Annotated in this window: 22 protein-coding genes; 10 read left to right on the top strand and 12 right to left on the bottom strand. The window is 62.6% G+C overall.

Annotated features, from left to right (window positions below; genetic code table 11):
- Window positions 1-81 precede the first annotated feature (81 nt).
- The 4 genes from ACOCG7_RS13160 to ACOCG7_RS13145 all read left to right on the top strand — a co-directional run bounded on the left by ACOCG7_RS13160 (window position 82) and on the right by ACOCG7_RS13145 (window position 2,867).
- Window positions 82-621, top strand: a complete 540-nt coding sequence (locus tag ACOCG7_RS13160; RefSeq protein WP_073428913.1) for a sigma-70 family RNA polymerase sigma factor — start codon at window positions 82-84, stop codon at window positions 619-621.
- A complete protein-coding gene (locus ACOCG7_RS13155; RefSeq protein WP_421375788.1) occupies window positions 621-1,406 on the top strand; it encodes an anti-sigma factor family protein in 786 nt (261 codons plus the stop codon). Before ACOCG7_RS13160 ends, ACOCG7_RS13155 begins: the two co-directional genes overlap by 1 nt.
- A gap of 132 nt (window positions 1,407-1,538) precedes the next feature.
- The gene (locus ACOCG7_RS13150; RefSeq protein WP_421375786.1) at window positions 1,539-2,483 is read left to right on the top strand and encodes a metallophosphoesterase family protein; all 945 of its coding nucleotides are present in this window, start codon (window positions 1,539-1,541) and stop codon (window positions 2,481-2,483) included.
- 30 nt (window positions 2,484-2,513) lie between these two features.
- Entirely contained in the window at window positions 2,514-2,867 is a 354-nt protein-coding gene (locus ACOCG7_RS13145) for a cupredoxin domain-containing protein (RefSeq protein ID WP_421375784.1), read from the top strand.
- Window positions 2,868-2,936: 69 nt separating this feature from the next.
- Here the strand turns inward: ACOCG7_RS13145 and ACOCG7_RS13140 are convergent, their stop codons facing one another.
- From ACOCG7_RS13140 to ACOCG7_RS13125, 4 genes are all read right to left on the bottom strand, one after another.
- The gene (locus tag ACOCG7_RS13140; protein ID WP_421375782.1) at window positions 2,937-4,124 is read right to left on the bottom strand and encodes a hypothetical protein; all 1,188 of its coding nucleotides are present in this window, start codon (window positions 4,122-4,124) and stop codon (window positions 2,937-2,939) included.
- Between the two features lie 445 nt (window positions 4,125-4,569).
- Window positions 4,570-5,016 (bottom strand): SRPBCC family protein, encoded by a 447-nt coding sequence (locus tag ACOCG7_RS13135; RefSeq protein ID WP_073429001.1) that lies wholly within the window; start codon window positions 5,014-5,016, stop codon window positions 4,570-4,572.
- Between the two features lie 191 nt (window positions 5,017-5,207).
- Window positions 5,208-7,070 (bottom strand): dihydroxy-acid dehydratase, encoded by a 1,863-nt coding sequence (ilvD, locus tag ACOCG7_RS13130; RefSeq protein WP_421375780.1) that lies wholly within the window; start codon window positions 7,068-7,070, stop codon window positions 5,208-5,210.
- Between the two features lie 289 nt (window positions 7,071-7,359).
- A complete protein-coding gene (locus ACOCG7_RS13125) occupies window positions 7,360-7,755 on the bottom strand; it encodes a response regulator (RefSeq protein ID WP_154873007.1) in 396 nt (131 codons plus the stop codon).
- 223 nt (window positions 7,756-7,978) lie between these two features.
- Between ACOCG7_RS13125 and ACOCG7_RS13120 the strand changes: the two genes are divergently transcribed.
- Window positions 7,979-8,287 carry a hypothetical protein gene (locus ACOCG7_RS13120; protein WP_073428908.1) on the top strand — a complete coding sequence of 103 codons (309 nt, stop codon included), beginning with the start codon at window positions 7,979-7,981 and terminating at the stop codon, window positions 8,285-8,287.
- Between the two features lie 174 nt (window positions 8,288-8,461).
- Here ACOCG7_RS13120 and ACOCG7_RS13115 read toward each other — a convergent pair whose 3' ends face one another.
- The 4 genes from ACOCG7_RS13115 to ACOCG7_RS13100 all read right to left on the bottom strand — a co-directional run bounded on the left by ACOCG7_RS13115 (window position 8,462) and on the right by ACOCG7_RS13100 (window position 10,336).
- A complete protein-coding gene (locus ACOCG7_RS13115) occupies window positions 8,462-8,941 on the bottom strand; it encodes a universal stress protein (protein WP_073428907.1) in 480 nt (159 codons plus the stop codon).
- 111 nt (window positions 8,942-9,052) lie between these two features.
- Entirely contained in the window at window positions 9,053-9,256 is a 204-nt protein-coding gene (locus ACOCG7_RS13110; RefSeq protein WP_083082977.1) for a hypothetical protein, read from the bottom strand.
- Window positions 9,257-9,324: 68 nt separating this feature from the next.
- The gene (locus tag ACOCG7_RS13105) at window positions 9,325-9,618 is read right to left on the bottom strand and encodes a GYD domain-containing protein (RefSeq protein WP_421375777.1); all 294 of its coding nucleotides are present in this window, start codon (window positions 9,616-9,618) and stop codon (window positions 9,325-9,327) included.
- A 262-nt stretch (window positions 9,619-9,880) separates the two neighbouring features.
- A complete protein-coding gene (locus ACOCG7_RS13100; protein WP_421375775.1) occupies window positions 9,881-10,336 on the bottom strand; it encodes an MEKHLA domain-containing protein in 456 nt (151 codons plus the stop codon).
- A 248-nt stretch (window positions 10,337-10,584) separates the two neighbouring features.
- Here ACOCG7_RS13100 and nosP point away from each other — a divergent pair, with 248 nt between their 5' ends.
- The 3 genes from nosP to ACOCG7_RS13085 all read left to right on the top strand — a co-directional run bounded on the left by nosP (window position 10,585) and on the right by ACOCG7_RS13085 (window position 14,196).
- Complete coding sequence (nosP, locus tag ACOCG7_RS13095) at window positions 10,585-11,745, top strand: nitric oxide-sensing protein NosP (RefSeq protein WP_421375773.1); 1,161 nt, start codon at window positions 10,585-10,587, stop codon at window positions 11,743-11,745.
- Window positions 11,738-12,910, top strand: a complete 1,173-nt coding sequence (locus tag ACOCG7_RS13090) for a histidine kinase (RefSeq protein ID WP_421375771.1) — start codon at window positions 11,738-11,740, stop codon at window positions 12,908-12,910. Before nosP ends, ACOCG7_RS13090 begins: the two co-directional genes overlap by 8 nt.
- A gap of 119 nt (window positions 12,911-13,029) precedes the next feature.
- Window positions 13,030-14,196: an ATP-binding protein gene (locus ACOCG7_RS13085; protein WP_421375769.1), complete on the top strand. Its 1,167-nt coding sequence runs from the start codon at window positions 13,030-13,032 to the stop codon at window positions 14,194-14,196.
- Between the two features lie 21 nt (window positions 14,197-14,217).
- On the opposite strand, the gene ACOCG7_RS13080 is transcribed toward ACOCG7_RS13085, so the two are convergent.
- The 4 genes from ACOCG7_RS13080 to nhaR all read right to left on the bottom strand — a co-directional run bounded on the left by ACOCG7_RS13080 (window position 14,218) and on the right by nhaR (window position 20,460).
- The gene (locus tag ACOCG7_RS13080; RefSeq protein ID WP_421377622.1) at window positions 14,218-16,770 is read right to left on the bottom strand and encodes a hybrid sensor histidine kinase/response regulator; all 2,553 of its coding nucleotides are present in this window, start codon (window positions 16,768-16,770) and stop codon (window positions 14,218-14,220) included.
- Window positions 16,771-16,787: 17 nt separating this feature from the next.
- Entirely contained in the window at window positions 16,788-18,014 is a 1,227-nt protein-coding gene (locus tag ACOCG7_RS13075) for a hypothetical protein (protein ID WP_421377620.1), read from the bottom strand.
- A 289-nt stretch (window positions 18,015-18,303) separates the two neighbouring features.
- Complete coding sequence (locus ACOCG7_RS13070; RefSeq protein WP_310118470.1) at window positions 18,304-19,398, bottom strand: AI-2E family transporter; 1,095 nt, start codon at window positions 19,396-19,398, stop codon at window positions 18,304-18,306.
- A gap of 165 nt (window positions 19,399-19,563) precedes the next feature.
- On the bottom strand, window positions 19,564-20,460 hold the full coding sequence (gene nhaR / locus ACOCG7_RS13065; RefSeq protein WP_073428901.1) for a transcriptional activator NhaR: 897 nt from the start codon (window positions 20,458-20,460) through the stop codon (window positions 19,564-19,566).
- A gap of 148 nt (window positions 20,461-20,608) precedes the next feature.
- Here nhaR and ACOCG7_RS13060 point away from each other — a divergent pair, with 148 nt between their 5' ends.
- Together ACOCG7_RS13060 and ACOCG7_RS13055 are read left to right on the top strand one after the other, a co-directional pair.
- Window positions 20,609-21,091: a CBS domain-containing protein gene (locus tag ACOCG7_RS13060; RefSeq protein WP_310118467.1), complete on the top strand. Its 483-nt coding sequence runs from the start codon at window positions 20,609-20,611 to the stop codon at window positions 21,089-21,091.
- Window positions 21,092-21,183: 92 nt separating this feature from the next.
- Window positions 21,184-22,179, top strand: coding sequence for a Tim44 domain-containing protein (locus ACOCG7_RS13055; protein ID WP_083081459.1), 996 nt, complete (start codon window positions 21,184-21,186; stop codon window positions 22,177-22,179).
- Window positions 22,180-22,295: the final 116 nt, after the last annotated feature.

The raw sequence follows: 22,295 nt of genomic DNA, 5'->3' as shown, positions 1-22,295 counted from the left end.
GTCCGGGAATAAAAATCACATGCCGGCGGTTGTAGTCACTGTCGGTCACGGATTGCGGTTACTGCGGGAATTCATTTCACAATGGCCGATCCCCTCATCGCGAAGCGCTTCGAGACGCTCGTATTGCCTCATATGAATTCGGCCTTCAACGTCGCGCGATGGCTGACGCATGACGACCAGGACGCTCAGGACGTGGTCCAGGAGGCGTATCTGCGCGCGTTCAGGTTTTTCGGCGGATTCCGCGGCGACGATGCCCGCGCATGGCTGTTGAGCATCGTGCGCAACACCTTCTACACGTGGTATCAGCAGAACCGGGGTCATGCGCCGGACACGCTGGAGTTCGAGGAAGACATGCACAGCCTCGAGGCCGGCACGGCCAACCACGACGACGGCCCCGAAGCCATGCTGATACGCAGCCAGAGTCAGAAGCGCGTGCATCAGGCGCTGCGGGGCTTGCGTCTGGAATACCGTGAGGTGATCGTGTTGCGGGAGCTGGAAGAATTGTCGTACAAGGAGATCGCCACCATCGTGGGCATCCCGATGGGGACGGTGATGTCTCGCCTCGGGCGCGGCCGTCAGCAACTCGCGGCGCTGCTCGCGCCGACGGACCAGGAGGCGTGATGGATCACGAACAGGCGTTCGAACTGCTGCCCGGCTATCTCGATCAGGAATTGAGCCTCTCGGAAGCGCTCGAATTCGAGCGTCATCTGGCCGGCTGCGAACAGTGTCAACGGGAATGTGAACGTCACCGTCAGGTGAGTGCGCGACTCAGGCAGGCCGACTTGCGCGTCGAGGCGCCGGCGGAACTGGTCAAGCGCGTCAAGGCGTCGTTGCCGGGACGGCCGACGCCGTGGCAAAGGCTGGTTGAGCGTTTCGGTTGGCGCAGTGGCGATGGCGCCGTGCAATGGGCGCCGCTCGGCGCGATGGCGATCAGTCTGATCGCGTTGAGCTGGAGCGCGGGTTTGTATCTTTCGGTGCCCTCGGGCGAGACGCGTTTTACCCAGGAACTCGTGGACAACCATATTCGCTCGCTTCAGTTCGACCATCTCTCCGATGTGATTTCAACCGACCGGCATACCGTCAAGCCGTGGTTCGACGGCAAGCTGGATTTTGCGCCGCCTGTCGTCGATCTGGCGCAGCAAGGGTATCCGCTCGTCGGTGGGCGGCTCGATTATCTGAACGGGCGGCCGGTCGCGGTGATGGTCTATCGCTACAAGCTGCATCCGATCAATCTTTATGTGTGGCCGGGCAACGACGCGGGCACGGCGCCTCGCGTCTACCAGCAGCGGGGCTATCATCTCGCGCACTGGAGCGCGGCGGGCATGAATTACTGGGCGATTACCGACGCCGGCGACGCGGAACTGAACGGCTTCGTCACCGACTTGCGTGCGCATCCTGCTTCGTAGCCGTTGCATCCGGCGTGCTTCCCGGTCGCGGAATAAAACGAACGAGGCGGCAGTCTACCTCTTGCAAGCAGACAGGAAGTGCCGTTGGATGATCCGGCGGTCAACCTCCTGACTTTCAGCCAGGAGGACATCATGTCGTCAGATTCGCCGTTCGATCCATCGCGCCGCGGCGCGTTGAAATGCCTCGCCTTCGGTGGCGTGGGCACGCTGTTTGTTTTAGCCGGCGGTGTGCTCACGCCGGTCGAGCTAGCGCTCGCCGCGGGCGCGAAGGATTCGCCCGCCGCTTCGGGCGTTCCGCTGTTTCTGCAAATCAGCGACACGCACATAGGCTTCAGGAAGGAAGCGAATCCTGACGTTGCCGGCACGCTCAGGCAGACGATCGACTTCGTCAACGCGATGCCGGTGAAGCCGGCGCTGACGATTCACACCGGCGACATCACGCATCTTTCCAGGCCCGAGGAGTTCGACCTGGCGGCCCAGTTGCTAGCGGGTTTGAATATCACGGAGTTGCATACGGTGCCGGGCGAGCACGATGTCACCGACGGCCCCGGGACCGAATACTTCAAGCGTTTCGGTCAAGCGTCCGACAACAAGGGTTATTACAGCTTCGACCACCAGGGCGTGCACTTCGTCGGTCTCGTCAACGTGATGCATTTCAAGCCTAACGGTCTGGGCGGGCTCGGCGGCGACCAACTCGCCTGGCTGGAAAACGATCTGAAGGGCCGCTCGTCCAGCACGCCGGTTGTGGTCTTCGCGCACATGCCGATGTGGACGATCTACGAGCCGTGGGGGTGGGGCACCGGCGATGCCGGCGAGGCGATGAGCTACCTGAAGCGCTTCGGTTCGGTCACGGTGCTGAACGGCCATATTCACCAGATCGTTTCGAAGGTGGAAGGCAATATCACTTTCCATACCGCGCGTTCGACGGCCTTTCCGCAACCCACCGCCGGCAACGGCCCCGGACCCATGCCGCTGACCGTGCCGAGCGATCAGCTTCCCAGGATGCTCGGCGTGACCAGCATCAGGATCACGCGTCATCCGCTCAAGGCCGCGCTCGCCGATACGACGCTCGTCTGATTCCCGATACCTCGCTGACAGGATTCGCTCATGTTCAAGACTATCTTTCACCGCGCCGCCGTGGCCGTGGCCGTGCCCGGGATTGCGGTGCTCATCGCGGGGCTGGCTTTCGGCTTCACTGCCGCGCAAGCCCAAAACACCGATACCGTGGTCATCAAGAATTTCATGTTTTCGCCGATGTCGATCACGGTCAAGGCGGGGTCGACGGTGACCTGGAAAAATCTCGATGGCGAACCGCATACGGTGGTCAACGATGCCGGCATCTTCCGTTCCGCCGCGCTCGATCAGGACGACACGTATCAGTTCAAGTTCGATAAGCCAGGTGTGTACAAGGTGTTTTGCGGCATACACCCGAATATGAAAGAGACGATCACCGTGCAATAGCGGCGCGTGGTCGAACGGCACGCGGCTGCCGGCGGCACATCGACGCCGGCAGCCGGGCATTGCGCTCGATCACTGCTTCTCGTACCAGGAATAGGTAGCCAGTGTGCTAACCGGCGTGCCGATCTGCAAGGTGACGTCGCGCAGCGAGGTCAACTCGATGTCGCGCACGTCGCCCATGTAGCGGCGCGAGTCGCCATTGTCGTTGATATAGGCGACCACCGTTCCGCTCACGCCCGCCACGTTCGTGCTGGTCAGCGGCTGGCCCCAGATGTCGAAGAACTGGCCGAGCGTGAAGGTCTTGAAAGTGGGCGTTTCGATATGGATGATGCCGGTCTGGTCGTGCGTATGCATCTCATAGTTGCACTGCGACAGGACGCCCACGTTCATGGGCAAGGCGAGCCACTTGCCGTCCTTGAAGATCGCGAGATGAGCATGCACGTGATACAGCGCGCTCATGTTGGGCGCGCAGGTCAGACCATCCACCGGCGCTCCCGTGCCGCCCGTCGACGTATTGCCGTTCGGCCAGAAGGCGTCGCCCAATACACCCCCGAAGGCGAGCGTGATCGGCTTCGGATCGATCGGCGGCGGATCGGTCCATGCGTAGGTGGGAATCTGCGTCAACGGCGTGCCGATTTCAATGGTCACTTCGCCATGCGCGGGTAGCACGAGGCCGGCGAGGTCGCCCGTGTATTGCGTGAGGGTGCCGCCATCGTTCACATGGACCGTGACGGGCGAGCCGCTTACTCCGGCAACGTCGGACGTGCCGAGCGTTTCGCCCCAGATCGAGAAGAACTGACCGAGCGTGTACGATGCGCCGCCGCTTGGGTCCATGCGAATCTTGCCGCTCGAATCGTCCGTGTGCAGCGGATACACGCAGCCCGTCTGCGCCGACATGGTCGGCTTCACCACGCCGATGTTGGCCGGCAGCGCGAGCAGGCGGCCGTTCTGATAGATGGACAGATGCGTGTACGTATAGGCGTTGCCGGGCAGGGCGCAGTTGAGTCCGCTCACGCTTTGGCCGAGTCCGCCCGATGACGTGGACCCCGAAGGCCAGAAGGCGTCGCCGAGCGTCGTGCCGTCGATCACCGGAGTGGCGGCGGCCAGCTTCGGCTGGCTAGTGCCGGGGCTGGATGCGCCTGAGGCGGGAGCGGCCGCGCCCGTCGTACTGCTCGCGCCGCCGCCGCCACCGCCGCCGCAAGCCGTCAGTATCAGGAAGACGCCGATAGCGAGGAATCGTGAACCCAGCCCTGCCAACATGTCGTACTCCGCCTTGTTGGTTAAAAGAGGAATTCGTACAAGCCGATTTATTCGGAAGCTGGCGCCCCGCGAGTAACGATGGGTTGACCGGGACGACCCACGGTCACGCGTCGCGGACGGCAATCGAATGCCGCCAGAGGGGTCACGCATTCACGCGAAATTGCGTGACACATGCGGACTTAGCGTAACAGATGCGCTCACGAACCGAACCAACTGAACCACAACGTTTCGCGCCTTTTCATGTCGCATTTACGCGTGTCGGAGGCGGGTTCGCTGCGACGTGGTGAAATACGATGGGTGTGACTGAACATATGCCCGGCGCGCCTCGATGGCGGCCGGCATTTTCTACTGGCTGGCGTGCGTGGAAGATCCCACGGCGCGCAATCGCTTCGCCGACGAAGGCATGCCGGAGCAACGGCTTTGCGCGCGCGTGGCGGCGTGGTGGTCAGTCGGGAATCTCGGGCTCGACCAGTCTTGCCAACTGAACCAGCGACTCCTGCCAGCCGAGGTAGCACATCTCCACGGGAATGACCTCGGGCACGCCCTCCTGCACGATGGTCAGGTCGGTGCCGCACGACACCTGCCGCAATGAAACGGTGACCTGCATCTGGCCGGGCAGGTTCGCGTCGTCGAAGCGGTCCGAGTAGCGGATTTTCTCGAACGGCACCAGTTCGAGGTACTCGCCGCCGAACGAGTGGCCGTGGCCGGTGCTGAAGTTACGGAAGGACATCTTGTGCGTGCCGCCCACGCGCGCATCCATGTGATGGACCTGACAGGTGAACCCATAGGGAGGCAGCCACTTCGCTATCGCATCGGGTTCGAGAAAGGCCCGATAGATGCGTTCGGGAGTGGCGCGTAAGACGCGGTGCAGATGGATGGTTCCGGTAGTCATGGTGAGATCGCCTTTCACTGGAGAAGTTGGACACACTCCTACGACGATTCATCTACACCGATATCGACATGGATCGAGATCGGGAGAAACCCGCAGGCGCCGCCAGGCGACCTCGGCGCTGCGATGCAACACATGGCATACCGGTCGCGCGGAGCGGACAGCGGACATGACGCCGCCGCCCGCGCGCGATCTTACTTGCGCTTGAGTTGCGAGAGATCCCGCACCGCGCCGCGGTCGGCCGAAGTCGCCAGCGCGGCGTAGGCCTGCAACGCCTGCGACACCACGCGCTCACGGTTCAGCGGCAGCCAGGCCTGGTCGCCGCGTGCCTCCATGGCTTGCCGGCGGCGCACCAATTCCTCGTCCGGCACCGCGAGGTGCATCTTGCGGCTGGGAATGTCGATCTCGATCACATCGCCGTCTTCCACCAGACCGATCGTGCCGCCTTCGGCTGCTTCCGGCGACGCATGCCCGATCACGAGCCCCGACGACCCGCCCGAGAAACGGCCGTCGGTAAACAGCGCGCAGGTCTTGCCCAGGCCCTTGGATTTCAGATACGACGTGGGATACAGCATCTCCTGCATGCCGGGGCCGCCCTTGGGGCCCTCGTAACGGATCACGACCACGTCGCCCGCCACCACCTTGTCGCCGAGAATGGCTTCGACGGCGTCGTCCTGGCTCTCGAACACGCGCGCGCGTCCGGAGAAAATCCATTGCGATTCGTCGACACCCGCGGTCTTGACGATGCAGCCCTTCTCCGCGAGGTTGCCGTAGAGCACGGCGAGGCCGCCGTCTTTCGAATAGGCGTTCTGCTTGCTGCGGATGCAGCCGCTCTTGCGGTCGGTATCGAGCGACGCGAAGGTGGCTTCCTGGCTGAACGCGACCGTGGTCGGAATGCCGCCCGGCGCCGCGCGGAAAAAGGTCCGCGCTTCGTCGCTCGCGTCGCCGGCGACGTCCCATTTGGCGATGGCGTTGCCCAGCGTGCCGCTATGCACGTTGCCGCACGACAGATCGAGCAGATCCGCGCGTGCGAGTTCGCCGAGAATGCCGAGAATGCCGCCGGCGCGATGCACGTCCTCGATATGGTATTTGTCGGTAGCGGGCGCCGCTTTACACAAGCACGGCACTTTGCGCGAGATGCGGTCGATGTCGGACATCGTGAAATCGACGCTGGCTTCCTGCGCCGCCGCCAGCAGATGCAGCACGGTATTGGTCGAGCCGCCCATCGCCACGTCGAGCGCCATCGCGTTCTCGAAGGCCTGCTTGCTGGCGATGCTGCGCGGCAGCACCGAGCGGTCTTCTTCCTGATAGTAGCGGCGGCACAGGTCCACCACCAGGCGGCCGGCCTGTTCGAACAGGCCCTTGCGCCATGCATGCGTGGCGACGATCGTGCCGTTGCCGGGCAGCGCCAGGCCGATCGCTTCGGTCAGGCAGTTCATCGAGTTCGCGGTGAACATGCCCGAGCAGGAGCCGCAGGTGGGGCACGCGCTGCGCTCGACTTCGGCCACTTCGGCGTCGCTGATCCTCGGGTCGGCCGCCTTGATCATCGCGTCGATCAGGTCGATCTTGGCGATCACCTGGCCGTCGGTCGGCGATTTGACCTTGCCCGCTTCCATCGGACCGCCGGAGACGAACACGACGGGGATGTTCAGGCGCATGGCCGCCATCAGCATGCCCGGCGTGATCTTGTCGCAGTTGGAGATGCAGACCATCGCGTCGGCGCAGTGCGCGTTGACCATGTATTCGACCGAGTCGGCGATCAACTCGCGCGAGGGCAGCGAATACAGCATGCCGCCGTGACCCATGGCGATGCCGTCGTCCACTGCGATGGTGTTGAATTCCTTGGCGACGCCGCCGGCCGCTTCGATCTCCTTCGCCACCAGCGCGCCCAGGTCGCGCAGATGCACATGGCCCGGCACGAACTGGGTGAACGAGTTCACCACCGCGATGATGGGCTTGCCGAAATCGCCGTCCTTCATGCCGGTGGCGCGCCACAAGGCGCGGGCGCCGGCCATGTTGCGGCCATGCGTCGAAGTTCGTGATCGGTAATCAGGCATCCAGGTTCTCGCGTATTGGGGTGATTGGAATGGGTATCGCAGTCGACTCAGCCAACGCGCCGTTTTGAGCGCTGCCGAGGGCTCGCGGCCCGGAACGGCGTGCGGGGCGTGCGTTGGGAAAGTACGAATAGTGCGAGAGTACCGTTAAGACGTCCAATATCTTTTTCGGGGGCGATTAGGTCGAAAAAGGTATTAATTTGACGCTGCGACCCGCGCGAGCGCAAACCTCTCGTTCATGTGAGCGCCGGCGTGAAGGCGGTGTAGCGCGGATCGAGGTCGCGCGCCGGACTCAATGCGTCCAGATGTGCCCCAGCGCGGCGGCATGGTCGGCGGCATGTTCCGCGAGCAGGCGGCGCATGGTCGCCAGCAGTTCCGGCACCTCGACGGGCTTGCGCAGAAAGCCGTCGTACCGCACGAACGCGGGCGGGCTCGGCTCGGCCGACACCAGGATAAACACCGTGTCGGCGAGACCGGGCGTGTTGCGGATTTGCTGGCACAGCGCACTGCCGGACATCACGGGCATGCGCCAATCGGCTACGACGACATCGACGCTGGCCGAGCGCAGGATATCGAGCGCGGCCCTGCCGTCCGGCGCGGCTTTCACATCGAATCCGTCATGCTCGCAGCAGATTTCCCAGGCTGCCAGCGTCTCGGGTTCGTCGTCGACCAATAGCACCGTCGTCATGTTTCACTCCGTCCTGGGCGGTATCCGCGTGGACGTCAGGAAGGGTTCCTGGCTGCTGCGATCCGTGGCTGCGATACCTTTGTACATACTAATAAATCCAGCATGTTTTTGAAGCGAAATTTTTCGCGCGACGACGGCTCGAACGATCGGAACGGGGCGCGGAACCGCGCCACGATGCGCGCATAATGCAGAGATTCCTTTCTTTGGAGAGGTGGAGGCACATATGGCTACGTTTGCTATCGACGGCGTGCGCATCAACCCTGCAACCGACCGTGTCACACACGTGCGCTGGGCTCCCATCGACCTGAAGACGCACGACTCGCTATCTCCGAGCGCGGTGGTCGAGGTGGCTGAGGTGGTCAGGGCGATTCAGGCGGGGAACATTTGCTGGTCCCTTTTCACGCTCGGCGGCGCGAGATTTCTGGGTCCCAAGATCAAGATCGTCGCGCATACCAACGGCCCTGACGGGATCGACACCGAGGTCCCCGATGGGAGCATCGAAAAGTCCATCGACGATCTTCCGCAGGTTTGACGCGGCGCCGATACCGGCAGCCGCTCCGTAGGGAAGTCACGCAAGCGCGGGTTGAGGAGGAGGCCGGCTCAAGCCGGGCCGCTTCCTTGATCCGCCGATTGACGCGGCCGGCTCCGCCGGCGGTGTCGATCCGTCGCGGCATGCCGTTCCGGCGGGGCGATCAAACCTCGAATTTCAAGCGGGTTTTCGTGCTGGCGGTACGCCGGTTTGCGCCGGCTGCCGGACGACGAGCACCGGGATCTGACTGTGCGTCAGGACCTTCTGCGTCTCGCTGCCGAGCAGGAACGCGCGCATGCCGCTTCGACCGTGGGACGCCATGACGATGAGATCGCAGTTTTGCCGCGCTGCAACGCTGATGATTCCCTCGTAGGGATGCGCGCGGTTCATCGCCACGGTATCGCACTCGACGCCGGCATGCGCAGCCGCTTCCGCGACGACCGCGAGGTAGCCGTCCGCCTGCTGCCGGGCGATCTGAATGATGCGTTCCTCGTTGTCGGCGATCATTTCGGTGCCGTAGGCGAGGACGTGAAATTCAGGAATGACATGAAGCCCCGTGAGCTTGGCTCCATTTTCCACGGCGAGCGATACCGCCATGCGAATGGCGGCCTCGGAGAGCGCCGAGCCGTCGGTCGGCACCAGCAGATGCTTGAACATACGTTTTCTCCCCGCGCCTGGACCCTTCGCATTGACAGCGTGTTTCCGGCCCCGGCGTGTGCTTCAACTGTAGTTCGTCCGCGCGCGAAAACAAGGCGGCGTGCGCGCTCGCTAACGGTCGTGCTCGAGCGCTTTCAGATAGGCGTCGCCGGCGTCCTGAGCAGCAGCGCGCATCGCGTAGGTCTCGTCCGACACCAGCGAACGCTTGACCTGTTCGGCGCCGAAGTCGACCAGTGTGATGACCCACACATAGGCGCCGGATTGCTCGGCCGTTTGCACGAAAGCACGCACGTGCTTGCTGTCGTTTGCCTTCATTTTCATGGTGAGCTCCTGAGCAAGAGCCGCGCAACGAAAGCGGCTCTCGCAACGTGTGCCCGCTGGATTTACGGGAGTTTGCCGATAACCGCGCCGATTTCGCTCTTCGTGAAGGCACGCAGCGTTTGCGTGCGGACGTTGCCCGCGGAGCCGAGCGCGAAGCCGAACGCGGCGAAGTTTTGCTCATCCTGTGCCTCGACGATGGTGACAATGTCGTATTGCCCCAGCGTCCAGAAGACCTCTTTCATTTCGCAGCCAAAGCTCCTGGCCAGCTCCGCCACCTGGCCGGCGCGCTGCGGGCTGTTCTTGATGGTGCGGATACCCTGATCGGTGAACTGTGCAAGAACCACATACGTTGCCATGACGATTCCCCTTACGATTAGTACGAGTCGGGATTCATACGCGCAGGCACGCCCGATCGTCATACTCGAAAGCGTTCCGCGCGTAACCTGATTTTAGGCAATCGAAGCGTGTGTCACGGCGGTTTGGCTTGCCTCGCAGTGGGGAAGGCGTGAAGCGCAGACACAGGGCCCGCGCGATGCTGCCGGCGCAGCGGGAACGTTCGCCGCGCCCTCGCATCGGTTCATGGCGCGATGCCGAAGCCGAAGTAAGCTCGCTGCGAACTCACACGGTCGACGTTGCCGGAATCAGGGCGGCCTGGCCGCGATGCGCGCCGGTCTCATCGCGCAGTTGCCAGACCACGGCGTTTTCGATCCAGAAGCGCTTGCCCGACCTGGTCACGCGCATGCCGCGATAGGCGGCGACGAATCCATCGCGTTGCACCTGTTCGAGAAAGGCTTGACGTTCGTCGCGATCGGGTGCTTCCGCCGATAAGCGCGACGGCAGCGCCGTCAATTCGTCCCACTGGTATTCGAACAGTTTCTGAGCCGTCAGATTGCCGTACACGAACACCGGGTCCGCTTCCGTGTTGTGCGCGAGCACGCCGAATGGCGCACTTTCGTAAAGCCATCGGGCCGCGTCTTCGATCGGCACGTGCGCGGGAACAAGCGGCTTGCCGAGGAGGCGTGCGTAGCTATGGGAAAGCAGGCTAAAAAATTCGCGATCAGTCTGTAGGTTCATGTTCGTCGTTCGCTGCGTGGCGGTCATTTGCATCTTCTCCTGGAGGCGCTCCAGGCCGACGGCAGTATAACGGCGTGCCCGTGCGCTCGCGCGGCATCCGATTCGCATAGGTCATGAGGATGGAACCCCACGCTTTCGACTAGGGGTTTCCGCTTATCGCGTGAGCCGCCCAACGCGTCGTTAACCGAAGTATGCGTAGGGCCGGCCAGATATCGGATGTGCCCGCGCGCAGCACCAGGAGAGATGTCATGAGCTTGCCCGTTCGTACCGCCGCCGTCGCTCAGTCGACCCATTCCGATGCGCGTGAAGCCGTTCGGGAAGTACATGCCGCGCTCAATGCGTGCGAGGGCGCCTTGGTTTTATTCTTCTGCTCGAGTCATTTCGACCTCGAATCGCTCGCGGATGAAATCGGCCATTGTTTCGAAGGCACCGAGGTCATCGGTTGCATGACGGCCGGAGAAATCGGCCCGGCCGGTTATCTCGACCACAGTCTCGTCGCGGCCGTGTTGCCGCGCGCCTCGTTCACCGCCGTGACCGGGCGTCTGGATAATCTGCGCGACTTCACGATCGCACGCGGCCAGGCCTGCGCGCTCGACGCGCTGCATGACCTCGAAGGCCGGGCGCCCGAAGCCGACAGCACCAATACGTTCGCGCTACTGCTGATCGATGGGCTTTCCGTGCGGGAAGAACCGGTGACGCGCACGCTGCAAAGCGCGTTGGGCGATATTCCGCTGGTCGGCGGCTCGGCGGGCGACGATCTGAAGTTCGAACAAACGCGGATATTCCACGACGGGCGGTTCCATCGCGACTGCGCGGTGCTGGTTCTCGGGTCGACGCCGCTGCCGTTCAGGATCTTCAAGACGCAGCATTTCCGCTCCGGCGATGAACGGCTCGTCGTGACGGGCGCGAATGCGGAGTTGCGCACCGTGAGCGAAATCAACGGACTGCCGGCCGCGGCGGAATACGCGCGGCTGATCGGCGCGCGCGTGGAGGATCTTTGCCCCGGCCACTTCGCGGCGGCGCCCGTTGTCGTGTTGATCGACGGAACCGACTATGTGCGTTCGATCCAGAAACTGAACGCCGACGGCAGCCTCACTTTCTATTGCGCGATCGAAGAAGGTCTCGTCCTGCGCGTCGCTCGTGGGCTCGATCTCACGGAAAATCTGCGCACCATGTTCTCGGGGCTTCGCAGCGAACTCGGCGAGCCTCAACTCGTGCTCGCGTGGGACTGCATTCTGCGGCACCTGGAAATGGTGCAACAGGGTACGCGCGATGTGGCCGGGCGTTTGTTCCAGGAGAATCGATCGGTGGGCTTCAGCACGTATGGCGAGCAATACGGCGGCGTGCACGTCAACCAGACCTTGACGGGCATCGCGTTCGGTGGCGGAGGGGAGGTTGAACGTGCCTGACGCCTCGGCTGTCGCTGCCGTATCGGATGAATGCGTTGCCCTGCAAGCGGAAATCGTGCGCTTGAACAAAATGGTCCGATCGTTGATGGACCGCGCGGAGCGCAGCACGATTGTTTGCGGCTCGGACTTCAGCCTGTTCCAGATGGCCGTCACGCTCGAGGACCAGGTCCGGCATCGCACCCGCGAACTCGAGGACGCCCTGCGCGACAACAAGAAGATCACGCATGCGCTGGAACGCACCCAGCTTCTGATGAAGCAGGAAATCGAGGAACGCCGGCGCGGCCAGGTCGAACTGGAGCGGGAAAAAGAGGCGCAACGGCGCCTGATCGACCAGTTGGCCGACGCGCATGTCAAATTGCTGCAATCGGAGAAGCTGGCGTCGATCGGACAGCTCGCAGCCGGCGTCGCGCATGAAATCAACAATCCGATCGGCTTTGTCGATTCGAATCTTGGAACGTTGAAGAAGTGGGTGCGCAGTCTGCTCGACGTCATGGCGCTGCAAGATTCGCTGCTGACCGGGCTCGATCCCGAGAGCCGGGCTCGCCTCGATAAAGCGCGCAAGGATGCCGATCTCGAGTACCTGATCGAGGACATCAGCGTGTTGATCGATGAATCGATCGAGGGCACCTCGCGCGTGAGGCGGATCGTGCAGGATCTGCGCGATTTTTCCAGGGCGGGCAGCGAGGACTGGTGCGTCGTCGACTTGCATGCGGGTCTGGAAGCGACGTTGAATGTCGTGCGCAACGAGATGAAGTACAAGGCGGAGGTCGTCAAGGATTATGGGGACTTGCCTTCGATCGAATGCATGCCCTCGCAGATCAACCAGGTGCTGATGAACCTGCTCGTCAATGCGACGCAGGCGATTTCCGAGCGCGGCACCATCATGATCCGCACGCGTCGCGATGGCGACGGTGTGTCGATTGCCATCGCGGATACCGGCATAGGCATGTCCGCCGAAGTGCAGGCCAAAATATTCGATCCGTTCTTCACCACCAAACCGGTTGGACAGGGCACCGGGCTCGGTCTCTCCGTTTCGTATGGCATCGTGGAAAAGCACGGCGGCAGGATCGCCGTTGAAAGCAAGCCGGGGGAGGGGGCGTGCTTCACGGTGTGGCTTCCGCTCACGCAGAACCGCGAGACCACCGGGCAGCCTCGACCCCTTTAGCGGGATGTTTGGCAAGATCCCTAGCCAGGCCCGGATGATAGAATCATGTCCCACTCCGCCGATCACTCGCGAGAGGAATTCTCTTCCCATTCGACTTGCCGCGACCCGCCAGGAATGCGATGAGTGACACCCTGCAAGCGCCGTTTGCCGTTCTCTTCGTGGACGACGATGAGATGTCGCGCCAGCACTTCACCCGCGCGGTGAGCGAAGACTATCGCGTGCATATCGCCCGTGGCGCCGACGAGGCGATGGCGGTGCTGAAAGAGCACGCGGCGGAGATTGCGGTATTGGTCACCGACTTCCGCATGCCGGGCCGCGACGGCGACGATCTGCTGCGGCAGGTGGCGCAGGACTATCCGCAAATCGTGCGCATACTCGTGACCGCCTACGCCGACAAGCACATGTTGTTGCAGACGGTCAACAGCGGCGATGTATTCCGCATTCTCGAAAAGCCGCTGCGAACGGAAACCGTGTGCGAGGTCCTGCAATTGGCAATGGCGCGCTACACCGAGCGCGAAACGCGTCAACAGCGGCTATCGGCGATGGACGAGACGCTTGCCTTCCTCGCCCACGAACTGAATACGCCGTTGGCGACGATCTCGCTTTTTGCGCGCGCCGTCGAAGCCGATGTTGCCGAGCAGTACGACCCGGAACGGCAAAAAGAAATCGCCCACGCGGCGAGATCGATGCTCAGCAACGCGCAGTACTGCCTCACGCTGATCTCGTCTTTCTGGGCGACGGTGCATAAAAGCGGCGGCCAGCAGTCCTCGGCGGGCGGTGGTGTCCGCGAGGTGAAAGCGACGCGATTGATCGCCACCTTGCTCGATACCTATCCGTTCGTCGCGTCGCAGCGGGAGTGGGTACAGGTCGACGTGCAAGGCGATTTCGTCGTGCACGCGATGCCCAACTGCGTGGCGCTCGTGCTCTCCTCGCTGTTGTCCAACGCGCTGCGCGCGCTCGACGGTACGAGCGCGGCTTCGTTGCGCCTCGAAGTCGTGGCGAGCCCCGAACCGGAGATCCGCATTCGCGACAATGGGCCGGGAATCGCACCGGAAATCAAGGCGCGTCTTCTGCTGGACCCCGTCACGACGTATGCCGGAGCCGGCGGGCACGGCATGGGCATGATCTTTTGCAACCGCATCATGCGATCCTTCGGCGGCAGTCTGCGAATCGAATCCACCTTGGGCGCGGGCACCACGGTCACGATGGTTTTTCCCGCTTCGAAAAGCCGGGCGCGGGCCACTGACGAAAAGCAATCCTCCGGCAGCGAGATTGCGTCACCATGAGATCGAAGTGACGGACATCAGCTATCTGTCGCTCAACACGTCGCGCTGACCGCCGCGTGCTCTCGCCGAAACGAAATACGCATGCAGCGCGTCGGCCGAGCGCTCGCCCAACATCGAAATCCGCGCGAGCCAGTCGGCCTCGACGGGCCATTCGCCTTCAATCATCCTCGGATAAATCTGCCGCGCGAATTGGTGCAGCGCCTTTGCGCCGATATTGCCGCTGACGCCAAGAAGAAGATGCAAGGCTTCGTGTGTCGATTTGAGATCGTGGGCCGCGGCGCTCGTGGCAAGCCGCGCCACCAGCAGGCGAATCTGTTCGATGCCGTTGACGAAGGTTTGATCCAGCAAATCGAGCGCCACCAGTTCGTCGAGGTGTTTCTCGTCGAGCAGCGCGCTGTCCGCGATTGTCTCGTGCTTGCCGATCGGCATGGTTGGCGGCTGTGAAGGATCAGCCCGCGTCGGCGCCTTCAATGCGCGTTGCCGGGCAAACTGCCTTGCAAGCGAGGCATACAGGGAACCGACCTGCACGGGCTTGACCATGACCTCGTTCATGCCCGCGGCGAGGCATGTCTGCACGGCTTCGATATCCGATTGGCTGGTCAACGCGATGATGGGAACGTCGGCATACGAGTCGGCGCGAACGCGAATCAGCGCGGTGGTTTCCACGCCGCCCATTCCCGGCATGTTCATATCCATCACGATGGCGTCGATGCTGCTGTGCTGCTGCAATCGAGCCAGCACGGCCTGTCCATGTTCGGCTTCGACGACGGTCGCGCCGCATCGCTCCAGATACGCTTTGGCAACGAGCCTGCTGTAGGTGTCGTCGTCCGCCACCAGGATCGACTTGCCGGCGAAGCCGTCGAAGCGCTGGCTCAACGGGTACTTTCGACTGCCGTTTTCCAACAGCGTGTGCAAGGAGGTGATCAGTTCGGGCACGCTGCTGGATTTGCTGATGACTTCGTCCATGCCCGCTCGGCGGGCGAGGGCCCGTGCCACGTTTCCGGGCTCGGCCGTATAGGCGGCGATCAGCACATTCCAGTTCGGATACGCATGCCCGGCGCGAATCTTCTCGGTGGTCGTGTAGCCATCCGGAACCGGCATGTTGATATCCATCAACACGAGGTCGTAGTGCGAGGGCTGCCGAAGCGTGGTCAATGCCGCTTCACCGCTTTCGGCCTCGCTCACATGGGCGCCCACTTTCGACAATGCGCGCGCGGTTTTCGCCCGCTGGGCGGCGTCGTCGTCCACGACCAGAATGCGCTTGCCGGTAAACACCGGCTCGGCGCGTTCAAAGATCTTGCGCTCGTACTCCGCGACTTCGCTCTCGGAGACGACGGGAAATCGCAGCGTGAATTCGGTGAATTCCCCGACTTCGGACCGGCAACCGATCGAGCCGCCGAAAGCGCGCATCGCCCGCTGACAATAGGCGAGTCCCAACCCCGTCCCCGCGGAATTGCCCGCGGTGCGGAAAGGCTCGAAAAGATGCGGCATGATCTCGGGCGAAATGCCGGGGCCCGTGTCGCGAACCATGACCGTCTGCCTGTCGACCGTCAGCGTGAGCGTGGCCGTTGGATGCGTGGCGATGTGATGCAGGGCGTTCTTGATCAGATTGAACAGCGTGAACAGATAAACGGTTTCATCGACCTTGAAGGTGAAGTCCTCCAGCACCACGAGCCTGACCTTGCGGCGCTCCTTGTCATCGCCGAAACCATATTCGTCCAGCGCTTTACGTGTCGTGGCCGCCGCGCTCAAATAGGTGAGGTGATCCGAGCGGATGGGTTTTGCGCTGACTTCGTCCAGCGTCATCGCGATAATGCGCAGGCCCCGCTCGATCGACAATTGGCCGTGAGCCAGATGACGATAAAGCGCGGCCGCATTGTCTTGCGACGACACCGGCGAGTGGTTGGACTCGGTCGCCGCGGGCAGCGCCTCTTCCACGCGATCCAGAACGTGCCTCAACTGGCTGAGGGGATTGCGCATTTCATGGGCAATCGAGCCCGCGAGGGTCTGCAATGCCCGGTTCTTTTCGACAAAGATGCGTCCCTTGCTGATCGCATGACTGAAGGCCATGCTGCACAAGACCACAACCGGAAGCAGTGCGAGGTCCGACTGATTGGCCGCGGTGAGAACGATCGGCGCGGGAGAGGTGAGCACCGCGGCGAGCGAGCCGGCAAATACGCCTATGCCGATGCAGGCCATCAGCAAAAATGGGCTATCGATGCACAGCGCCATGATGAAGATCATCATGACCTCGGTCATCATCCACATGGTGGAGAATGAGTTTCGGATCGCGAGGAACGTGCAAACGAATGGCAGGACGTAGATCAGACAGCAATGCCAATAGATCAGCAGGTAGTGGTTGAACCGCCTCGGCCAATGCGCCTGGAAAATCAAGGGAATGCAGATGAGCGCCGCGCTTAGTCGAAGGAAGAGGTTGTCGTAAGGCTGCGGCAGGACATAGGTCCAGACGAGGTAATAGATGGGATGGCACAGGAGGCCCAGTGCGCCGCCCCATCGAATTGCAAACCGGCTTCGTTCCAGCACATCCCGCATGCTCTCGCGCGATATCACCATCAGGCCTCCAATGACACTCACGATCCCATCAGTTCATGCTTGCCGCGATGCTGGGCGTCCAGGACGATCGGCGACCCGTCTTTGCCGTGAAAAGGCCCGACCGAAAACCCGTACTTCTTCAGAAGACCGTGCGTATAGGAAACCGACCACACGGGAGGGCTGCCGATAATGAAATCGGAAGCGATGCCTTCCTGCCAGGCGGCGTAGCCTTCGGCGAAACAGGTGTAGCAATCGCGGGTGGTCGGCAGTCTGAACGGGAACGTGGTGTCGAGTCCGGCGGGGCCACGCGCGAAGCACTCAATATATAGCGTATGGTCGCGTGACGCGAGTTCCGCTTCGACGCTCGCGGCCCGCGGATGCGAATCGTCGATCCAGAACTGCGCCCGCTTGAGATCGGCGGCGGTGAGGTAGGGCACGCTGGTACTGCTGGCGAGGATCGCGCCGTCGAAATGCGGCAACGGAGTGTCGGGACTGAAGGTGTGCACCGAAACCCGGGTTTTACCGAGCAGATCCGCTGCCAGCAGCTCCCTGGCTTGTTCCGTGAGCAGGTTCGCCTTGTCCGGCAAGTCGATCAGAACGAGTTCTTTCGGCGCGTCCTTGTAAAGCATGTATTTGGCCACGGTAGTGCCGAGCCGCCCGGCCGCGCCGAATAGCGCGAGCTTCGTTTTGCCGAATTCGAGGTCGAGTTCATTGCAGCAGTGAACCGCCCAGTCTTTCAGCATCGCCGCGGTGGCCGCATGGCCCGTCGTGATGTGAGGCGGCTTGGTATGGCGGGGAAGCGCGCCGTAGTTGCAGGCATAAGGCGTGGAGGCGCCCATCGCCACCATGTTCAATCCCGCCTGCTTCGCCAGTTCCAGAGCCGGAAAAAATTGCGTCTCCCGAAACCGCTTGATGCCGCGCGGGCTTCCAAGCCACAACTCGAGTGGAACCGGGCACGCAATATTCGCCCCTATGACTTGCGATGCCGAATAGATGGGCGATGCAATAAAAGGCTCGGTTCTCCAAAGCTCTTCTTCGAACGACGCGTTTCGGTGTTTTACGTTGTGAAATGAAAACGACAGCGTATCCCAGTCTGTAGCGTGAAATAGAAACCCGACGCCGCCTTGTCCGGCCGGCAGATTCTCTCGTATCTCTTCCGGGCGAATGACGCGTTTCAGCGCCAGCGGTGCACTACTCGAGTGCGGATCGGAGCCGGCCCGTTGAGCGAAATCGGTCGGCGCTTCTTTGTAAAGAGAAGTTCTCATTTGGTTTTCCCGTGGGTTGAACTCGCGCTGGAAAATCAGCGCAGCGGCGCCGGTCAAGATGGACCGGCGCTCCTTCAACTTTAGAGAAATCCGCTGCTGTGCGTCCGTTTGTTCGTTTGCGAGCATGCCGGCGCCGATATCCCGCTGCCGGCCGCCGTGCCCGCCGGGTTGCGGATCGCGACAGAGGCCGTCGCGCTCGCGGAGGTGGGCGCTTATTGGACGGATATCGACAGTCTGCGGCGCACCGTTTTCATTCCCCGCCGCGACGATTGACGGCGGGACGGCACGCTCATGGGTTCCCGTTCGACTGGACTCGCGGCCCGGCATTCGCGCTTGCCTGCTCCTCCAGCCACTCGTGCCACACGGCCATCAGAACCGCCAGGATGACAGGCCCCATGAACAGGCCGACCAGGCCGAAGGCCGCAAGCCCGCCCAGTACGCCGAACACGACCAGCAGAAACGGAATCTGGGTCGCGCTGCTGATTACGAGCGGACGGATCAGGTTGTCCACCCAGCTCACCACCAGCGCGCCCCACAGCAAAAGGCCCACGCCGGCGATTGTTTTTCCGGTGACGAGGAGCCATACGCCGATCGCCCCCCAGACGAACGGCGTGCCGAACGGTATCAACGCGATCAGCACGGTAAACGCGGCCAGCAACACCGGCGCCTCCATCCCGGCAACCCAGTAGCCGAGGCCGGCAAGCGCGCCCTGCGCCAATGCCGTCAGCACGAGCCCGTAGACAACCGCCTTGGTCGTGCCGCCGATGGAGGCGAGGTAGGCGTCGAGACGATTGCCGAGAAAATGCCGTAATACGCGGCGCACCTGGTCCAATGCGCTTTCGCCGTCCCGATACATGAAAAACAGTGTCAACAGGGCAAAGCCCAATTTGGTCGCATTGCGGCCCACGCCGCCGACCAGTTGGCCGGCCTCGCCGGTCCACTGCCCGGCCCACTCCGCGACTTGCGCGCGAAACGCCGCAGGATCGGTCGATACCTGGTTCAGTAGTTCCTGGAGCCACTGCCCGAGCCACGGAATGCGAGCAATCAGTTCCGGCAGTTGGTGCGGACCGTGAGCGAGGAATACCGCGACGGCCTGATAGGCGGCGACCAGTTCGCCTCGCAACAGCACGATCAGCCAGATCAACGGCACGACGCACGCCGCCGTGAGCACGACGGTCATCAGCAGCGCGCTGGCGTTGGCGTTGCCGCGCATCAGCGAGCGCAAGCGGCGATAGGCGGGCCAGGTCACGTAGGCCAGAATGGTGGCCCATGCGGCGGGCACGAGGAACAGGTGCAGCACCACGTAGCTCAACACCACGAGCCCGCCGAGAAGAAACGCGAGGATGATGCGCTTGACCAGCGGCATCGGATAACTTTCGTCCATGAAACGCCTTTGCTGTGTGTCCGTTCTCATCACGTGCGGATGAGAGCGAACCTGTGTCCGGCAACGAGCAGCCGCAAATCGAGCGGCATCCCATTTCTTCGATGTCGTTGATGAAAGGTTATCGTAATGACAGTGGGCGGGGAAGGGGCGACGCTCAGGGACGATTCAAGCGTTGAACAATTCGCTGCGCGCCGCGTCGATGATCATCGCGACCGCCGGATGACTGATGCGGCGCTCGATCGAGATCGCAAAGAATTCCTCGACGATGGTGTTGATCTGCCCGACCATCGTCAGCTTATGTTCCGCCTGTAACTGGTTCTCCAGCACGGTTGGCGCGAACAGCAGGCCGCGGCCCTCGCGGCCGAACGCCATCGCCATTGCGCCGTCGTCGAATTCGCCGACGATGCGCGGCGAAATCGCGCGCGACGCCAGCCAGTGATCCAGCTTGCGGCGCACCGCCGATTCCGTGCCGGGCAGCAGCAGCGGCAACTGGCCGAGCGACATCGGAAAGCGTTTGCGGCCGCCTTGCAACAGCGCCTTGGCGCCGAAGCAGCTAAGCGTCGAACGGCCGAGCCGGTGATTGAACGCCTTGATGTTGACGTCGGCGGGAATGGGCGCGTCCGCGATGATCAGGTCGAGGCGGTGCACGGCCAGTTGCGCGAGCAGCGCATGCAATTTGCCTTCGTGGCAGATCACACGCAGCGAAGCGGGCGCGCTCAACGCCGGCTCCAGCAGCCGGTAGGCGATCGCCTTCGGCACCGAATCCGCGATGCCGACGCGGAACCGCGATTGCGTGCCGACCTCCTTTTCGCGCCGCACCGCGCTTTCGAGTTCCGAGCCCAGCGAGAAGATCTCATCGGCGTAATCGAGCGCCAGCCGGCCCGCGTCGGTGAGTTCGATCGAGCGGCCGCTCTTCTTGAAGAGCTTTTTATCCAGCGCTTCCTCGAGCAGCTTGATCTGGCCGCTAAGCGTCTGCGGCGTGATGTGCAACTGCTCGCCGGCGCGGACGATTCCGCCCGCATGCGCCGCGACCCAGAAGTAATACAGATGCTTGAAGTTCACACGTGCCTCCCTTGACCACGCCACGTTACGTTTTTCTCGAAGCATCAGCAACAAAAATACGAATTTTCCGTTGTCTCGGATTCGGTTAGATTCAAGCCTCGCCCCGAGGCGTCAGCGGGCGGCTAATGACAGATGACAGAGGTGACATATGGCATCGGTTGCACAATTTCTGCGGTCGAAGGCTTCCCAGACCGTGTGGTCGACCCAGGCATCGGCGTCGGTGTACGACGCGATAGCGATCATGGCTCACCGCCAGGTCGGCGCGCTCATCGTGGCGCACGAGGGGCGCATAGCCGGCATCGTCACGGAGCGGGACTACGCGCGAAAAATCGTGCTGATGGACCGTTCATCGCGCAATACGCCGGTGCGCGACATCATGTCGACGGCGGTGCGCTACGTCAGCCCGGAGCAGACAACGGAGGAATGCATGGCGCTCATGACGGCGCACCGCATACGTTATTTGCCGGTGATCGCGGCGGGGCAGGTGATCGGCATGGTGTCGATCGGCGACCTGATCAAGAACCAGATGTCGGAACAGGAACACACGATCCGGGAACTGGAGCATTACATCCACGGCAATGGTTTGCAGGCCGCGCATGGCGGATTGCAGGCCAACCGGCTGCAAGTTTAACGACCGAAAAAATATTACTGTCCGTAAGGTCGTCGCGAGGAAGGATGACGCGCAATGCGGGCAGCCCACAGGCACATCAAGAGAGGTTTTATATGTACACGCATACCATCGATCAACTGCGACGAGTTGCCAGTAAGGTGACGCGCGGGACCGCGGCGCTCGGTCTCGCGGGCGTGCTCGCACTCGGCGCGGTGGCGTCGAACGACGCCGAAGCGAAGCGAGTGGGCGGAAGCCAAAGTATCGGGCGCCAGTCGCAAATGGCGTCGCCGTCTGGTCAATCGCAACGAAGCCAGCAGGCTCAACCGGCGCAGCAGTCCGCGGCGCAGGCGCCTGCCGCCGCGCCGGCGCGTAATCGCTGGATGGGCCCGCTCGCCGGCCTCGCCGCCGGCTTGGGCATTGCCGCGCTGCTGTCGTCGCTCGGTCTCGGTGAGGGGCTCGCGCAAATGCTGTCGAATGCGTTGCTGATCGGCGCGGTGATTTTCGCCGGCGTCATGCTGTTCCGCTTCATCGCCAATCGGCGTCGTCCGGATCTGGCGTATGGGCACGGCGCGGGACATGGCGCAGGGCAAAGCGCCGCGAATCGGCAGCAGACCAACGGCTCGCCGTTTCTGAATCGAACCGGTGAGACGCGGCCCGATACGAACTTTTTCGGTTCGCAGCGCGCCTCGACGGGAGCGATCGGAATGGCGGGCGCGGTGAATGCGCCGGCGAATTCGCTCCCGTTGGACCAGGCCGAGTTGCTGGTTTCGGCAAAGACCATGTTCATGCGCCTGCAAAGCGCATGGGACCGCAACGAGCAGGGCGATCTGTTCGAGCTGACCACGCCGGAGATGTTCGCGCGAATCAAGCAGGATCTGGAAAGCCGCGGTAGCCAGCCGAACCGTACCGAGGTGCCGCAACTCGACGCCGAAGTGCTGGGTGTGGAGAACAATGCGGATGAGACTTTGGTCAGCGTGCGCTTTCACGGCCAGATGCGCGAAGACGGCGCTCAGAACGCCGAGCCGTTCCAGGAGGTTTGGAACATTGTTCGCGGCACGCATGGCGACCAGGCGTGGCGACTGGCCGGCATCCAGCAGTTGGATCGCTAACGGCGGCATTGCGCTCGATAGCAGGTGACGGATCGAACGCGGCGGCGGGCGTGCATCAATGGATGGACGCCCGCCGCTTAACTGAAAGACCGGCCAGCGAAATGGCCGCATTCCTG

Origin of the sequence: Paraburkholderia sp. DD10 (assembly GCF_049177125.1) — a bacterium.
Taxonomy (GTDB): Bacteria; Pseudomonadota; Gammaproteobacteria; order Burkholderiales; family Burkholderiaceae; genus Paraburkholderia; species Paraburkholderia terricola.
This window is presented reverse-complemented; position numbering and strand designations above follow the sequence as displayed.

Coding starts and splice junctions, on each gene's coding strand:
- ACOCG7_RS13140 (WP_421375782.1), bottom strand. CDS start 4,124: ATGTTGGCAGGGCTGGGTTCACGATTCCTCGCTATCGGCGTCTTCCTG.
- ilvD (WP_421375780.1), bottom strand. CDS start 7,070: ATGCCTGATTACCGATCACGAACTTCGACGCATGGCCGCAACATGGCC.
- ACOCG7_RS13075 (WP_421377620.1), bottom strand. CDS start 18,014: ATGAGAACTTCTCTTTACAAAGAAGCGCCGACCGATTTCGCTCAACGG.
- ACOCG7_RS13085 (WP_421375769.1), top strand. CDS start 13,030: ATGAGTGACACCCTGCAAGCGCCGTTTGCCGTTCTCTTCGTGGACGAC.
- ACOCG7_RS13150 (WP_421375786.1), top strand. CDS start 1,539: ATGTCGTCAGATTCGCCGTTCGATCCATCGCGCCGCGGCGCGTTGAAA.
- ACOCG7_RS13110 (WP_083082977.1), bottom strand. CDS start 9,256: ATGAAGGCAAACGACAGCAAGCACGTGCGTGCTTTCGTGCAAACGGCC.
- ACOCG7_RS13160 (WP_073428913.1), top strand. CDS start 82: ATGGCCGATCCCCTCATCGCGAAGCGCTTCGAGACGCTCGTATTGCCT.
- ACOCG7_RS13155 (WP_421375788.1), top strand. CDS start 621: ATGGATCACGAACAGGCGTTCGAACTGCTGCCCGGCTATCTCGATCAG.
- ACOCG7_RS13135 (WP_073429001.1), bottom strand. CDS start 5,016: ATGACTACCGGAACCATCCATCTGCACCGCGTCTTACGCGCCACTCCC.
- ACOCG7_RS13120 (WP_073428908.1), top strand. CDS start 7,979: ATGGCTACGTTTGCTATCGACGGCGTGCGCATCAACCCTGCAACCGAC.
- ACOCG7_RS13070 (WP_310118470.1), bottom strand. CDS start 19,398: ATGGACGAAAGTTATCCGATGCCGCTGGTCAAGCGCATCATCCTCGCG.
- ACOCG7_RS13145 (WP_421375784.1), top strand. CDS start 2,514: ATGTTCAAGACTATCTTTCACCGCGCCGCCGTGGCCGTGGCCGTGCCC.
- ACOCG7_RS13060 (WP_310118467.1), top strand. CDS start 20,609: ATGGCATCGGTTGCACAATTTCTGCGGTCGAAGGCTTCCCAGACCGTG.
- ACOCG7_RS13100 (WP_421375775.1), bottom strand. CDS start 10,336: ATGAACCTACAGACTGATCGCGAATTTTTTAGCCTGCTTTCCCATAGC.
- ACOCG7_RS13080 (WP_421377622.1), bottom strand. CDS start 16,770: ATGGTGATATCGCGCGAGAGCATGCGGGATGTGCTGGAACGAAGCCGG.
- ACOCG7_RS13125 (WP_154873007.1), bottom strand. CDS start 7,755: ATGACGACGGTGCTATTGGTCGACGACGAACCCGAGACGCTGGCAGCC.
- ACOCG7_RS13055 (WP_083081459.1), top strand. CDS start 21,184: ATGTACACGCATACCATCGATCAACTGCGACGAGTTGCCAGTAAGGTG.
- ACOCG7_RS13115 (WP_073428907.1), bottom strand. CDS start 8,941: ATGTTCAAGCATCTGCTGGTGCCGACCGACGGCTCGGCGCTCTCCGAG.
- ACOCG7_RS13105 (WP_421375777.1), bottom strand. CDS start 9,618: ATGGCAACGTATGTGGTTCTTGCACAGTTCACCGATCAGGGTATCCGC.
- nosP (WP_421375773.1), top strand. CDS start 10,585: ATGAGCTTGCCCGTTCGTACCGCCGCCGTCGCTCAGTCGACCCATTCC.